This window comes from Nonomuraea sp. KM90, from assembly GCF_052246675.1.
In the GTDB taxonomy this organism is placed as follows: Bacteria; Actinomycetota; Actinomycetes; order Streptosporangiales; family Streptosporangiaceae; genus Nonomuraea.
The window spans coordinates 114,415-128,813 of record NZ_JBQQCB010000017.1 but is presented as its reverse complement, the minus strand read 5'-3'; the positions used below and the strand labels follow the sequence as shown (position 1 = coordinate 128,813).

Annotated in this window: 13 protein-coding genes; 6 read left to right on the top strand and 7 right to left on the bottom strand. The window is 71.6% G+C overall.

What is annotated here, in order from left to right:
* The first annotated feature begins 45 nt into the window (after positions 1-45).
* Positions 46-1,308 (top strand): RNA polymerase sigma factor, encoded by a 1,263-nt coding sequence (locus tag ACTWPW_RS20600; RefSeq protein WP_443169624.1) that lies wholly within the window; start codon positions 46-48, stop codon positions 1,306-1,308.
* A gap of 159 nt (positions 1,309-1,467) precedes the next feature.
* Positions 1,468-2,472, top strand: coding sequence for a polysaccharide deacetylase family protein (locus ACTWPW_RS20595; protein ID WP_375114358.1), 1,005 nt, complete (start codon positions 1,468-1,470; stop codon positions 2,470-2,472).
* Positions 2,473-2,783: 311 nt separating this feature from the next.
* On the opposite strand, the gene ACTWPW_RS20590 is transcribed toward ACTWPW_RS20595, so the two are convergent.
* Complete coding sequence (locus ACTWPW_RS20590) at positions 2,784-3,986, bottom strand: MFS transporter (RefSeq protein ID WP_443169623.1); 1,203 nt, start codon at positions 3,984-3,986, stop codon at positions 2,784-2,786.
* Positions 3,987-4,097: 111 nt separating this feature from the next.
* Here ACTWPW_RS20590 and ACTWPW_RS20585 point away from each other — a divergent pair, with 111 nt between their 5' ends.
* On the top strand, positions 4,098-5,528 hold the full coding sequence (locus tag ACTWPW_RS20585; RefSeq protein ID WP_443169622.1) for a bifunctional transcriptional activator/DNA repair enzyme AdaA: 1,431 nt from the start codon (positions 4,098-4,100) through the stop codon (positions 5,526-5,528).
* On the opposite strand, the gene ACTWPW_RS20580 is transcribed toward ACTWPW_RS20585, so the two are convergent.
* Entirely contained in the window at positions 5,458-6,528 is a 1,071-nt protein-coding gene (locus ACTWPW_RS20580) for an MFS transporter (protein ID WP_443169621.1), read from the bottom strand. The genes ACTWPW_RS20585 and ACTWPW_RS20580 overlap by 71 nt on opposite strands.
* 23 nt (positions 6,529-6,551) lie before the next feature.
* On the opposite strand from ACTWPW_RS20580, the gene ACTWPW_RS20575 reads away from it, so the two are divergent.
* Positions 6,552-6,707, top strand: coding sequence for a hypothetical protein (locus ACTWPW_RS20575; protein ID WP_375114363.1), 156 nt, complete (start codon positions 6,552-6,554; stop codon positions 6,705-6,707).
* Between the two features lie 57 nt (positions 6,708-6,764).
* Here ACTWPW_RS20575 and ACTWPW_RS20570 read toward each other — a convergent pair whose 3' ends face one another.
* Genes ACTWPW_RS20570 through ACTWPW_RS20560 form a run of 3 tightly spaced genes read right to left on the bottom strand, consistent with a single transcriptional unit; the run spans position 6,765 to position 8,757 of the window.
* A complete protein-coding gene (locus ACTWPW_RS20570; RefSeq protein WP_443169620.1) occupies positions 6,765-7,343 on the bottom strand; it encodes a TetR/AcrR family transcriptional regulator in 579 nt (192 codons plus the stop codon).
* Complete coding sequence (locus tag ACTWPW_RS20565; protein WP_443169619.1) at positions 7,340-8,131, bottom strand: SDR family NAD(P)-dependent oxidoreductase; 792 nt, start codon at positions 8,129-8,131, stop codon at positions 7,340-7,342. The genes ACTWPW_RS20570 and ACTWPW_RS20565 overlap by 4 nt, the downstream gene beginning before the upstream one ends.
* 32 nt (positions 8,132-8,163) lie before the next feature.
* Positions 8,164-8,757, bottom strand: a complete 594-nt coding sequence (locus ACTWPW_RS20560) for a TetR/AcrR family transcriptional regulator (protein ID WP_443169618.1) — start codon at positions 8,755-8,757, stop codon at positions 8,164-8,166.
* 83 nt (positions 8,758-8,840) lie between these two features.
* Between ACTWPW_RS20560 and ACTWPW_RS20555 the strand changes: the two genes are divergently transcribed.
* Entirely contained in the window at positions 8,841-10,049 is a 1,209-nt protein-coding gene (locus ACTWPW_RS20555) for a cytochrome P450 (protein WP_375114367.1), read from the top strand.
* 219 nt (positions 10,050-10,268) lie between these two features.
* Here the strand turns inward: ACTWPW_RS20555 and ACTWPW_RS20550 are convergent, their stop codons facing one another.
* Positions 10,269-11,468: an amidohydrolase gene (locus tag ACTWPW_RS20550; RefSeq protein WP_443169617.1), complete on the bottom strand. Its 1,200-nt coding sequence runs from the start codon at positions 11,466-11,468 to the stop codon at positions 10,269-10,271.
* A gap of 372 nt (positions 11,469-11,840) precedes the next feature.
* Here ACTWPW_RS20550 and ACTWPW_RS20545 point away from each other — a divergent pair, with 372 nt between their 5' ends.
* Entirely contained in the window at positions 11,841-12,719 is an 879-nt protein-coding gene (locus ACTWPW_RS20545) for a type 1 glutamine amidotransferase (RefSeq protein WP_375114369.1), read from the top strand.
* Positions 12,720-12,867: 148 nt separating this feature from the next.
* Here ACTWPW_RS20545 and fdhA read toward each other — a convergent pair whose 3' ends face one another.
* Complete coding sequence (gene fdhA, locus ACTWPW_RS20540) at positions 12,868-14,091, bottom strand: formaldehyde dehydrogenase, glutathione-independent (RefSeq protein WP_375114370.1); 1,224 nt, start codon at positions 14,089-14,091, stop codon at positions 12,868-12,870.
* Positions 14,092-14,399: the final 308 nt, after the last annotated feature.

The window sequence follows — 14,399 nt, the reverse complement described above, 5'->3', positions numbered from 1 at the left end:
GGGACGCGGCACGCGTCCCGCGACCGGATGCTGTATCCAGGACGCATGACGGTTGCCGATTCCCACCGGGCGGTGGAGGCGGTGTGGCGGATCGAGTCCGCCAGGGTCATCGCCGGCCTGGCCCGCATGGTCCACGACATCGGGCTGGCGGAGGAACTCGCGCAGGACGCGCTCGTGGCCGCCCTCGAAGAGTGGCCGCGCAACGGCATACCGGAAAATCCGGGTGCCTGGCTCATGCTGACCGCCAAGCACCAGGCCATCGACCAGTTCCGCCGCCGCGACACCTACGAGCGCAAGCTGCAGGAAGTGGGACGGGACATGGAGCTCCGCCAGGACTCGGCCGAAGCCGAGCTCGACGACGCCCTCGACGACCACATCGGTGACGACCTGCTGCGGCTGATCTTCACCCTCTGCCATCCGGTGCTGCCGGCCGAGGGCCGGCTCGCCCTCGCCCTCCGTCTCCTGGGCGGCCTCACGACCGAGGAGATCGCGCGGGCGTTCCTCGTGCCCGAGCCGACCGTGGGACAGCGGATCTTCCGCGCCAAGCGTACGCTCGCCGACAAGAAGGTCCGGGTCGAGCTGCCGCCGCCCGGCGAGCTGCCCGACCGGCTGGCGTCGGTGCTGGAGATCGTCTACCTGATCTTCAACGAGGGTTACGCGGCCACCGCGGGCGACGACTGGATCCGGCCGTCGCTGTGCCAGGAGGCCATGCGGCTGGGCCGCGTCCTGGCCGGGCTCATGCCGGACGAGCCCGAGGTGCACGGCCTGCTGGCGCTCATGGAGATCCAGGCGTCGCGCATCCCGGCCAGGACCGCGCCCGACGGCTCCCCCGTCCTGCTCCTCGACCAGGATCGCAGCCGCTGGGACCGGCTGCTCGTCCGCCGCGGGCTGGCCGCGCTGGGCCGTGCCGAGGCGCTGGGGAAGCTGGGCCCGTACAGCCTGCAGGCCGCCATCGCCGCCTGCCACGCCCGCGCCCTGACCCCCGAGGCGACCGACTGGGAGCGGATGGCCGCGCTCTACCGCGTGCTCGCCCACGTCACCCCCTCGCCGATCGTGGAGCTGAACCGCGCGGTCGCCGTCGGCATGGCCCACGGCCCCGCCCGCGGCCTGGAGATCGCCGACGCCCTCCGGGACGAGCGCGCGCTGCGCGGTTACGCCCAGCTCCCCGCCGTCCGCGGCGAGCTGCTGGCCAGGCTGGGGCGGGCCGAGGAGGCGGCGGCGGAGTTCGGCCGCGCCGCGGAGCTGACCCGCAACGAACGCGAGCGCGACCTGTTCCGCGCCCGCGCCACCGCTCTGAAAGATTCCTGATACCCGAAATGTTTCAGAGGCGACAACCCGAGGTCAGCGCGTTCCATCAGACACATTGGCCCGCATGTCGCCGAAACATTTCTGACCATCGTTGACACGTTTCGGGAGCTTCTCCACAATGACCGCAGGTGAAGCCCCCCAAACGATCAAGGGATCAGCATGGTCGACCGGAAACGCCGTTCACCCCTCGCCGCCGCGCTCCTGGGCGCGATCCTCGCCCTCTGCCTCACCGTCACCTCAGCGGTGGTCGCCGGCAGCCGCGCCACCGCCGCCGCCGACTGCAGCGCCGGATATGTCGGGCTGACGTACGACGACGGACCCAACGCCGGCAACACCGCCAACCTGCTCAACGCGCTGACCTCGAACGGCCTGCGGGCCACGATGTTCAACACCGGCCAGAACGCCCAGAACAACCAGGCTCTGGTCAGGGCCCAGCGCGACGCGGGCATGTGGATCGGCAACCACAGCTGGTCCCACCCGCACCTGACCCAGCTCGGCAGCGCGCAGATGACATCGGAGCTGCAGCGCACCCAGCAGGTCATCCAGCAGGCCACGGGCACCGCGCCCCGGCTGTTCCGGCCGCCGTACGGGGAGACCAACGCCACCTTGCGGTCCGTCGAGCAGCAGCTCGGACTCACGGAGGTGCTCTGGGACGTCGACTCGCAGGACTGGAACGGCGCCGGCACCGCCCAGATCGTCCAGGCAGCCGGCCGCCTGCAGAACGGCCAGGTCATCCTCATGCACGACCAGTACGCCACGACGCTGGCCGCCGTCCCGCAGATCGCCGCGAACCTGCGCAGCCGCAACCTGTGCGCCGGGATGATCTCCCCCACCACCGGCAGGGCCGTCGCCCCCGACGGCGGTGGCGGCCCGACGTCCCCGCCGCCCGGCGGCGGCACCTGCACGGCCACGATCGCGCAGGGCCAGCAGTGGAGCGACCGCTTCAACCTGTCGGTGACGGTCTCCGGGACGAACGCGTGGATCGTCACGGTCACCGTGACACCGCCACAGAAGATCATCGCCACCTGGAACGGCACGCCGTCGTGGGGCTCCGGCGGCAACGTGATGACCATGAGGCCGAACGGCAGCGGCAACACCTTCGGTCTCACCATCCAGCACGGCGGCACCTGGACCTGGCCGTCGGTCTCCTGCCGGACGGGCTGACGCCGGGCGGGTGTGGCGGGATCCGCGCGTCCCGCCACACCCGGCACGCTCGCCCCGCCTGGCACCGCCGCGCCCCACGATCGGGGCGAATCACCCCCGCGACCACGCCGCGATGCTCGCCGCCCTCAACACCCCATGAGCCCGGTGTCCGGGCGCGGCCGTTGAGCGGGCCGATCGCCGGCGAGTTCGTCGGGTCCGTCCGCACCCCTGTTGGACACCCTGGCCAGGCGATTTGGCTGGCACCCGACGCGGGCGGCGGGTTGGAGCGGGGCGGAGGACTTCGGTGGCCGGGCAGGGGACGGCAGCCGCGATCAATGCCGCAGCCTGAGCAGGGCCAGTGCGGGTGCCGCCGCGATGGCGGCCATCACGAGCGCGGCCTGGGCGAGCAGCCCGGCGGCCAGCAGCGGCGTGACGACGGCGGCGCCGATCGGGGGCGTCGCCTGCATGAGCGTCCTGAGTACGGCGAAGCCCCGGCCGCGCAGCCGCGCCGGGATGCGCGCCATGCGCAACGACTGCGCCCACACGGTCATCGGCGCGCTGAACAGGCCGATGACGAGGTAGCCCGCGGCCACCGTCATCGTGTGGGGCGCGGCCGGCAGCGCCAGGAAACCGGCGGCGGCGACGAGCTGGACTACGGCCACGGCCCTGATCGGCCGGGCGCGGGGAGCCCGGGCACCGGCGATCGCCGCACCGGCCAGCTCGCCCGCGGACAGGGCGGCCAGCAGCAGGCCGAGGGTCTCCGGCCCGCCGTCGAGCCGGGTCTTGGCCAGCCAGGGGCCGGTGACGATCAGCATGCCCAGGGCGATGTTGAAGGCCATGAACGCGAGCGTGGTCGCCACCAGCACCCGGTCGCGGAACAACGTCAGAACGCCGTCACCCGACGGGACGACGGCCGCCCTCGCCTGCGGCCGGAGGGGCCGGCGGACGGCGAGCGCCGCCGCGGCGAACAGGGCGTACGAGACCGCGTCGAAGGCCAGCACGGCCTCGCCGCCCAGTCCCGCGATCAACACCCCGCCTAGCCCTGGCCCGACGATGCCGGCGACGCCGAAGCTCAGGCTCTCCAGCGCGTTGCCCGCGTCTCGCTCCTCCTCGGGAAGGAGGTCGGAGATCGCCGCCGGGAACCCGGCGAGCGGCACCATCTTGAACAGCCCGTACACCGCCGCCACGACGAACGGCAGCGCCGCGGGCACCTCCCCCGCCAAGGACACGACGGGGATCGCCGCCATCGCCACCCCACGCACCACGCTGTCGGCCGCCAGCACGTACCGCTTGTCGAACCGGTCCAGGATCGGCCCGCTCAGCAGGCCACCCGCGAACACCGGCAGCGTGTAGCAGACGGTCAGCAGCCCGAGCCGCTCGACGCCGCCCGGCTGGGCCAGCACCAGCCACGTCAGGGCGACGAACGTCATCCCGTCCCCCACCAGCGACACGGACGAGCCCAGCCACAGCAGGCGGAAGTCACGCCGGGACCACACCCGGCGGTAGGTGGCCGACCGGCCAAGGAGATGGTTCACGCGGCCAGCCTGGCCGCGGCCCGGCCTCCGGTGCTGGCGGGCATCGGTCGCGGAACGTCGGCGTCCGATGCCCGCTGGTCCCGTTCGCCCAGGTAGGGCACCCTGAGAAGGGTGATTGACGAGGAGGTCGCGTTCGCGGCCATGGAGAGCCGCGACCCGCGCTTCGACGGGTGGTTCTACGTCGCCGTCACCACGACCGGCATCTACTGCCGGCCGAGCTGCCCGGCCGTCATGCCGAAGCCGGGCAACGTCCGGCTGTTCCCGACGGCGGCGGCGGCGCAGGTCAACGGGTTCCGCGCGTGCAAGCGATGCCGTCCCGACACCGCTCCGGGCTCGCCGGAGTGGAACACGCGCACGGACCTGGTGAGCCGGGCGATGCGCTTGATCGCCGACGGCGTCGTCGACCGCGAAGGCGTGGCCGGGCTGGCCGCGCGCCTCGGGTACAGCCCGCGCCAGGTGCACCGCCAGCTCGTCGCCGAGGTCGGCGCCGGGCCGCAGGCCCTGGCCAGGACACAGCGGGCGCAGACCGCCCGGATGCTGCTGGAGGCCGGTGCGCTGCCGGTCAGCGACGTGGCGTTCGCGGCCGGGTTCGCCAGCATCAGGCAGTTCAACGACACCATCAGGCAGGTGTACGCGACCACGCCGAGCCGCCTGCGCGGAGCCACGAGCGGCGCCCGCGTGCCGGGAGCCCTCGCGCTGCGGCTCGCCTACCGGCCGCCCATGGACGTCGCCGCCGCGCTGAACCACCTCGGCGCGCGGGCGGTCCCCGGCATCGAGGCCCACGGTGCGGGCGCCTACCGCAGGTCGCTGGCGTTGCCCCACGGCGCGGGCGTCGTCACGTTGCGGCCCGGGACCGGCCACGTGGCCTGCGAGCTGCGGCTGGAGGACCTCAGAGACCTGGCCGCGGCCGTGCAGCGCTGCCGCCGGCTGCTCGACCTGGACGCCGACCAGCAGGCCATCGACGCCTTCCTGGAGGCGGATCCCCGGCTCGGTCCGCTGGTCGCGCGCCGCCCGGGCCTGCGGGTGCCCGGCTGCGCCGACCCGGCCGAGCTGGCGATCCGGGCCGTGCTCGGCCGCCGGCCGCGCGCCGCGGAGACGCGCGCCCGGCTCGCCGCCCTGGTCAGCACGTACGGCAAGCCGCTGGCCAGGCCCTTCGGCGAGATCACGCACCTGTTCCCCGACGTGAGCACACTGGCCGAAGCCGATCCGGCCGGGCGCACCCTCCTCGCACTGGCCCGGGCGCTCGCCGACGGAACCATCAGGCTGGACGACGACCCGCACCGGGTGCGCGACCGGCTGGGCACCCTGCCGGGCATGAGCCGGTGGGCTCTGGCGTACATCCGCATGAGAGCCCTCGGCGACCCCGACGTCCTCCTGCCGGACCGCGCCGTACGCCGGGCCGTGCGGCGCCTGGGCGCCCTGCCCGACCGCTGGCGGCCCTGGCGCTCCTACGCCACGCGGCACCTGGAGCTCATGCCCCGGGCACCGCGGCACCCGCCCCCGATGGCCGGCGGGGCAGCAGGAAGCTGGCCGCGACGGTGAGCGCCAGGAGGGCGAGGCTGACCCGGATCGTGACGCCGAAGGCCGCCCCGTAGCCCCGCGGCTCCAGCAAGGGGAAGAAGATCACGCCGATGACGGCGACGCCGGCGGAGGCCGCGAGCTGGGCGACCGTGTTGAACAGGCCGGAGCCCGAGCCCGCCTGCCCGGCGGGAACGTCCTCCAGGGTCAGCTGGGCCGGCGGGGCGACGGTCAGCCCCATGCCGGCCCAGCCTGGGCAGCAGCACCCACCACGCCCAGGCCGGCGGCGACGGTGGTGGCGATCGGCCAGGGCAGGATCGTCACCCCCGCCTCCAGCGGCGCCATCCCCCAGGCCGGACTGCAGGAGCTGCATGAACGTGAAGAAGAAGCCCACCACCGGTACGAAGAACAGGAACTGCACCAGCAGCCCGCCGCCGACCGAGCGCACCCGGAAGAGGGAAACCTCCACCAGCGAGGAGCCGCCGCGGCCGGCCAGCCGGCGCTGGTGGCGGTGGAATCCGGCCGGCACCGCCCCGAGGATCGGCCCGACGGCCGCGGCCAGGCCGGACAACGACGAGAACGCGGCCATCGCGCCGCCGCGCTCGTGCGGCGCGTACATGAGCTGGATCGGCGAGAGCACCTGGGGGACCATCGCCGCGGCGAAGACGCCCTGAACGACGCGGGCGGCCACGAGCAGGTCTGCCGTCGGGGCGGCGCCGCACAGGGCCGAGGCGGCGATGAACCCGGCGATGCCGATCAGGAAGACGCGGCGGTAGCCGTACAGGTCGCCGAGCCGGGCGCCGGTGACGATGCCGAGCGCGAAGGCGAGCGTGTAGCCCGCGAGCATCCACTGCAGGTGCGCGGGCGACGCGCCGAGCTCGGCGCGGATGGAGGGAACGGCGATGTTCACGATGGTGACGTCGAGCAGGTCCATGAAGCCGGCCAGAAGGATCACGGCCAGGGCGATCGTACGCGTGCGGCCGCCGGCCGGGGTGGTGGTCGGGTTGGCTGTCTCAGTGGACACCGAGGGCTCTCCAGATGGGATGATTGCCTCAGTGCCTGCACACCCTCACGCTGAGCGCCCGGCTCGGCCGTACGGCGGGTGCCATCACGCAGATGATCGACCGGCTGCAGATCATCCACGGCTTCCTCGTCGCCACCCACCGGAGCGCCGTCGAGGAGTCCGACCTGCTGGCCCGCTGAGCAGGCGCGACGCTCAGCGGGGAGCGGTGCGGGCCAGGAGAGCGACGGGGCCCGGGCTCATTCGCCCAGGGATCGCCAGATGCGGTCGGGCAGGATCCGCGCCGCCTCCTCCAGGTCGATCCCCGGCACCCCGGCCAGCCACCGCCTGGTCACCTCGGCGACCGGGCCGATCAGGAGCATCTCCACCTGCGCCACCGGCAGCCGCGCGACCGTGCCGGCGTCCATGTGGCCGCGGATCCAGCCGTTCAGCCGCGCCAGCCGGGGCGCCTTGGCCGCCGCGATGCGTTCCGCGTACGGCCCGAGGTCCAGCGCGTACGGCGCCGCGTGGATGAAGCGGGCCTTGTCCGGGTGGTCGGTGGTGAAGCCGAGGTAGGCCACGACCGCCCGCCGCACGCCGTCACGGGCGTCCGCGGCCTCCTCCACGGCGGCGGCCATCCGGTCGAGGAGTTCGTCCATGCAGCGGCCGTACAGCGCGGCGGCCAGCCCTTCGAGGCTGCCGAAGTGGTGGTACAGGCTGCCCATGCTCACGCCGCTGCGCGTGGTCATGGCCCTGAGGGTGAAGTCGCCGGGGTAGACCTCCAGGGCCGTGTCGAGGAGCTTGCGGATCGTCTCCTCGCTGCGCTTGTGCCGGGTCACCGCGCCGCCGTCAGCTCCGCGGCCTCGTCCCAGATGCGCCTGGCCAGGTCGCCGTCCAGCGCCGGCCCCTGCAAGGGCACCTCCTCGGCCAGGTCGAAGTAGCGGCCGGTGCCCGTGGCGCCCACCAGGGCCACGACCGGCCCGGCGCCCTCCTCGGGCGTGGCCCACTTGCGTTTGACGGCCTTGAGCAGCCATCCGAGGGGCCCGCGCCGGTCGCCCAGCCCGGTGCGGACCACGCCGGGGTGCACGGCGTCGATCGTGATCCCGGCCTCCCGCCAGCGCTCGGCGAACAGCGGCACGGCCAGCAGGTTGCACAGCTTCGTGTCGGCGTACGTACGCATCGGCGAGAAGTCCGCGCCCACGGCCGTCCGCCCCGCCTCCGCCCGGCCCCTGACGTAGAGCCCCGCGCTGACCTGCACCACCCGCCCGAGCCGGTCCTCCAGCAGGTGGTTGAGCAGGAACGGCGCCAGATGGTTGACCGCGAAGGACTGCTCCAGCCCGTCCTCGGTCAGGACGCGCCGGCTGGGCCACACCCCGGCGTTGTGGACGAGCACGTCGATGCGCGGGCACCGGGCCCGGAGCGCGTCGGCCAGCCGCCTGACGGACGCGACCGTGGTGAGATCGCCGGCCATGGGCTCGACGTCCCCCCGGATCCCCGCCGCGGCCCGCTCCCCCTGCTCCGAATCCCGCGCGATCAGCAGCACCTTGTGCCCGTCGCCGGCCAGCCGCGCGCACACCGCGTGCCCGATGCCGCGGTTCCCGCCGGTCACCACCATGATGGACGCCATGTAGAGCATTTTTCTAGAGAATTGCTCTGAATTCAATGGCCCTGGTAGAGGAGCGTGAGCAGAGGGCGGGTCAGGGCGGCCATCTCGTCCGGGGTGCGCGGGCAGTCGCGCTGGAGCCAGTCGACGGCCACGCCGAGGAGCGCGCCCGCGATGAAGGCGGCCGGCACGTCGTGCGGGGTGTCCGCGGCGCGGCCGGGCCAGCCGTCGGCGGGGCGGGAGCTGGCGTACGTGGCCACCGTGGCGCGGCGGCGTACGTGGTCGATGAGGCGGGCGCTGCCCTGCGGCCCCAGCACGCTGCGGTAGAGGCCGGCGTGCTCGGCGAGGTGGGCGAAGAAGATCAACAGGGTGTCGGACTTGGCCTGCGACGGGCCGGGCGACGCGAGGACGTGGCCCGGTATGGCGTCGATGAGCTCGTCGATCATCTCCGTGCAGGCGGCCTCGGCCAGCTCGTGCACGTCGCGGTAGTGGTCGTAGAAGGTGGAGCGGCCCACGCCGGCCCGCTCGGCGACGTCGGCCACGCTGACCTTCGACAGGCTCCGCTCCTGGACGAGCTCGATCAGCGCGCGCCGCAGGGCGGCCTGGGTGCGTCGTGTCCGGCGGTCACCCTCGGCTCCGCGTTCTCTCATGGCCACGCACCCATCCTCGGACACCAGTCTGTTAACGTACATATGTAGCTTATCTATGCGGTCCACACCGAATGGGGAGAGCTTTGACCACTGACCCCGCTGCGACGCTCCAGACCACCCGCGGCTGCCCGTTCGCCCCGCCCGAGCAGCACCTGCGGCTCCTGCGCGAGCAGCCGGTCGCCAAGGTCACGCTGCCGACCGGGAGCGACGCCTGGGTCGCGGCCCGCTACGAGGACATCCGGACGATCCTCAGCGACCCGCGCTTCAGCGCCGACCGCCGCCACCCCGGCATTCCCCGGCTGAGCGAGCAGGGCGGGCAGGGGATGGCCGGTTCACCGCTGCCCAAGATGCTGCTGGAGATGGACCCGCCCGAGCACGGCCCGGCCCGCCGCGCGGTGGTCGGCGAGTTCACCGTCCGGCGCATGGCGGCGCTGCGGCCGCGCATCCAGCAGATCGTGGACGAGCACATCGACGCCATGCTCGACGGCCCCCGCCCGGCCGACCTGGTGACCGCGCTGGCCCTGCCGGTGCCCTCCCTGGTGATCTGCGAGCTGCTCGGCGTGCCGTACGCCGACCACGACTTCTTCCAGACGCACTCGGCCCAGCTCCTCAACCGCCGCGCCACCGAGCAGGAGCGCCAGCACGCCGTCCTGGAGCTGGCCATCTACCTCGACAAGCTGATCAGGACCAAGGAGCAGGAGGCGCCCGACGACCTGCTCGGCCGCCAGATCGCCAAGCAGCGCGACAACGGCGGCGTGGACCACCCCGCGCTGCTCTCCCTGGCCTTCCTGCTGCTGATCGCCGGGCACGAGACCACCGCGAACATGATCTCGCTCGGCACGTACACGCTGCTGGAGCACCCCGAGGCGCTGGCAGCGCTGCGCGAGGACCCGGACCGGACGGCCGGCGCGGTGGAGGAGCTGCTGCGCTACTTCACCATCGCCGAGTTCGCCATGGCACGGGTGACCCTGGAGGACGTGGAGCTCGGCGGGACGGTGATCCCCGCCGGGTCCGGCGTGCTCATGCTGGCCAACGCCGGCAACCGCGACCCGGAGGTGTTCGAGGACCCCCAGCGGTTCGACATCGACCGCGGCGCCCGCAACCACCTGGCCTTCGGCTACGGCGCCCACCAGTGCCTGGGCCAGAGCCTGGCCCGGGTGGAGCTGGAGGTCGTCTTCGAGACCCTCTTCCGGCGTATCCCCGATCTCCGGCTGGCCGTCCCCGCCGACCAGCTCTCGTTCAAGGAGGAGTCGACGGTGTACGGCATGCACGAGCTGCCCGTCACCTGGTGACCCTGAAGCTCGGGGAGCGGGCCGAGACGTAGGCGCTCGGCCCCGCGGGACAGGCCGGCGCGCAGGCCGGACTCGACCCGCTCCGGCCCGGCGGCACCGTGTGCGTGCTCGCGCCCGAACCAGACCTCGCCCGCCGACCATCGGCACCTGGTCGGCGGCGAAGCCGAGGGTCCCGCTGCGGGTAGGTGGATCGGCAGGCATGGGCCGGCTCTCCTTCGTTCAGCCGGTAAGGGACAGCTGGCTGAGCGCCATGAGAGCGGCGACGGCGAGCAGCCGCACTCCCACGGAGATACTTCTTTCGTCCACGTCGAAAATGCCTTGGTGGAGGTCGTAATCGCTCTGCCCCGGCGCGCGGACGCCCAGGCGGGCATATGCGCCGGGCACTTCCTGCAGGTAAACCCCGAAATCGTCGCCGCCCAGGCTCTGCGGCGCGGTGAATATCTTGTTCTCGCCGAGGACGAGCTGCGCCGCGTCCCGGAAATTGCCGACGCTGTTGCTCTCGTTGACGGTGGGAGGAATGCCGTGAATGTATTTCAGTGATGCCTCGATGTCATAGGCGGACGCGACCGAGCGCACCAGCTCCTCGATTATCCCGGGCGCCCGGCGCCGCGCCGCCTCGTCGAAACACCGCACGGTCCCTTCGGCAATGCCGCTGTCGGGCAGCAGGCCATCCGTGGGAAGCGCTTTCAGGGTGCCCCATACGAGGCTCAGGCTGGAGCGCGGGTCAATACGCCGCGACAGGGCCGCCGGTAACTCGGTAATGATCTTCGCAAGGGCGAAGATGAGATCCGGATGCCGCCCCGAAGCGGACATCCCCCCGATATGGACGCGCACTCTGTCGTACGCGCCGGTTATCGCGCCATCGCGCAGCCCGACCTGGCCGACCTCGTATTTCGGCTCGCAATGCAGCCCGAAGATCCGCTGCACACCCGCGAGGCCGCCGGAGGCCACGACGTCCAGCGCTCCGCCGAGCGTTTCCTCCGCCGGCTGGAACACCAGGCGCACGGTGCCCGGCAGGAGTCCCTCATCAGCCAGGCCGCTCAGGAACAGGCCCGCGCCGAGCACCGCCGTCGTGTGGACGTCATGGCCGCAGGCATGACAAACGCCCAGGTTCGTCGATCGATAGGGAACGGACTTTTCATCCGTCAACCGCAGCGCATCGATATCCGCCCGCAACGCGACGATCGGTCCTTTTCCCGAGCCGATATCGCATATCGCACCGGTGCCTTTGGGAAGGCGGACGGCCGTCAAGCCCACCGTCTCGAGCTGGTGCAGGATTCGTTCCGTCGTACGAAACTCCTGAAAGCTCGCCTCAGGGTGCATGTGAAGATCACGGCGAAAGGCCACCAGACCCGGTTGACGCCGCACCAGGAACCCGTCCAGACGTTCCAGCCAATCCGGGCCCTGCGTTCTTCCCATGTCAGTACCTCCGACGATACGGCAGAGATCCCTTTTTCGGGAGATCAGCTGACGACACGACCGTGCACTGGAGAGGGTCAGGCGGGGAGTCGAGCATGTAGCATAGCCAGAGTATCTGGCGGACGCCCTGAGATCTCCACCATCCTCCCCAGAGGATCTTGGGATGTGGCATCGTTTGTGACGCGAAATGCTGCGGGGCTCCCGGGAGCGTAATAAAGCTCATATTTGCTTTGAGCGCCACGAGAGCCGCGAAAGGCAGCGGGGGCATGGCCTTGTATTTCGCGAATCATTCGTCTGCGGTCGGCCGGTGATCAGGGCCGGACCCGGTCGGCGTGAACTATCTCAAGATTTCTCACGGATGGAGTCGATGGCATGGGATTAATAGCCGCGGAGGCCGGGTTCGACACTGCCCGGCAAGCGAATCCCCGGTCCATGCTCCGCGTCAGGGAGCGGATGCGGATCCTGGTCGTCAATCCGCAGGAGGGAAAGCTCCTGACCGAGCTCGGCCTGCGCCCCTACGGTGAGTGGATCGCCTCCGTGGCCCGGCTCGCCGGGTCGCAGATAGACGTCGTCGACGTGGCGGACGGCGCGGACCTGCCCGGCACGATCGAGGCGCACGGGATCATCGGCGGCGGGTCGGTGCACGCCGCCTACGAGGATCTGCGCTGGATCTACCGGACCAAGGAGTTCTACCGGTCCGCGCTCCGGCAGGGCATTCCGCAGTTGCACATCTGCTGGTCCCACCAGGCGCAGGTCATGGCGCTCGGCGGCGACGTCGGGCCGGGCTCGAACGGCCGCAGGGTCGGCATCGAGGAGTTGCGGCTGACCGCGGCCGGCCGGCAGGACCCGCTCTTCGCCGGCCTGCCCGACACGTTCGAGTTGTTCACCTCTCATGTCGACGTGGCGACCCGGCTTCCGCAAGGGCAACACGGGCAGGCCACCGAGCTCGCGTTCAGCAGCAGCTATCGGCACGAGGCGCTGGCGTTCGGCTCGCAGGTGCGGACCTTCCAGCCGCACCCCGAGGTGGCCGCCGACCATCTCATCCCCTTGGCCAGAATGCGACGTGACACCCTTGCGAGCGAAGGGATCATCGGGCCCGGCGAGGCCGACTTCGAGGACTTCCTGACCGAGCTTCGCGAGGCGGACCAGCGCATCCGGAAGAACAACATGCGGATCTTCGAGAATTGGCTGACGCGTTTCGCCGCGCCGTTCTTCCGGATGAACCCGCTGCCGTCCCTCACCGGGGGCTGACCCCGCGGGGGCTTACGACGCCTGCCGCGCGGCCGGCACTGCGGGCGGGGTCCCGCGGCGTGGTGGACTACAACACCACGGGCCGCTCCCGATGAGCCGGACCTGCGCCGGAGGCCGCCGATGACGGCGCGGCCTCCGGCGACGTGGGTCAGGCCGCTGTGCCGAGCATGCCGTGCGGGTCGAGCACGTACTTGCGGGCGGCCCCCTCGTCGAACTCGTGGTAGCCCCGCGGCGCCTGGTCGAGCGGGATCGGCGTGGCGTTGACCGCCTTCGCGATCTGCACCCGGTCGTGCAGGATCGCCTGCATGAGCTGCCGGTTGTAGCGCATGACCGGGCACTGGCCGGTGGCGAAGCTGTGCGACTTCGCCCAGCCGAGGCCGATCCGGATGGACAGCGCGCCGTGCTGGGCGGCCTCGTCCGCCGCGCCCGGGTCCCCAGTCACGTACAGGCCGGGAATGCCGAGCGCGCCGCCGGCCCTGGTGACGTCCATCAGCGTGTTGAGCACCGTGGCGGGATGCTCCACCCCCGACTCGTGGCCGTGTCCGCGGGCCTCGAAACCGACCGCGTCAACGCCGCAGTCGACCTCCGGCTCACCGAGGATCTGCAGGATCTGGTCCTTCGGCTCGCCCATGGCGACGTTGATGGTCTCGCAGCCGAAGCTGTGCGCCTGGTCCAGCCGCTCCTTGTTCAGGTCGGCGACGATCACCACGGCGGCCCCCAGCAGGTGCGCCGAGGCGGCCGCGGCCAGCCCGACCGGGCCGGCGCCGGCGACGTAGACGGTGGACCCCGGCTTCACCCCCGCGGTCACACAGCCGTGGAACCCCGTCGGGAAGATGTCCGCGAGCATGGCCAGGTCGAGGATTTTCTCCATCGCCTGTTCCTTGTCGGGGAACTTCAGCAGGTTCCAGTCGGCGTAGGGAACGAGGGCGTAGTCTGCCTGGCCGCCGACCCAGCCGCCCATGTCGACGTAGCCGTACGCCGAACCGGGCCGGTCCGGGTTGACGTTCTCGCAGATTCCGGTCTTGCCCTCCTTGCAGTTGCGGCAGCGGCCGCAGGCGATGTTGAACGGCACGGACACGAGATCGCCGGTCTTGATGAACTCCACGTCAGAACCGGTCTCGACGACCTCGCCGGTGATCTCATGACCGAGGACGAGCCCCTGTGGCGCCGTGGTGCGGCCGCGGACCATGTGCTGGTCGCTGCCGCAGATGTTGGTGGCGACCGTCTTGATGATCGCGGCGTGCGGCAACCTGCGGCCGACATTCGCCGGATTGACCCCGGGGCCGTCCTTGAGCTCGAATCCGGGGTAGTCGATCTCGTTTACTTCGACCTTGCCTGGGCCTTCGTACATGACTCCTCTGTTACCAGGCATGGCGTTCGTCTCCCTCGCTCGGCAGTGACGGGCATACGGTCGTTCACGGCCTCATGGATCACCTCCTCGCGCCGCATCGGCGGCGACGGCGACCACGGGCGGACGACGCCCGGCCGGCGCCGGAGCGGCAGGTCTCCCACCATCGCAACCCCCGATGACGATGGTTCGCTCCCCCAATATTCGAATATATCCCAGGGTCTCCCAGCTGCTGGTCAGGCGCCCGGTCCGCTCGTCATCCAGGGGCCTCGCGGCGGCGAAGCAGATGCTGAGACGGCTCACCCCGTCGAACGCGACATCCGATTCCGTCA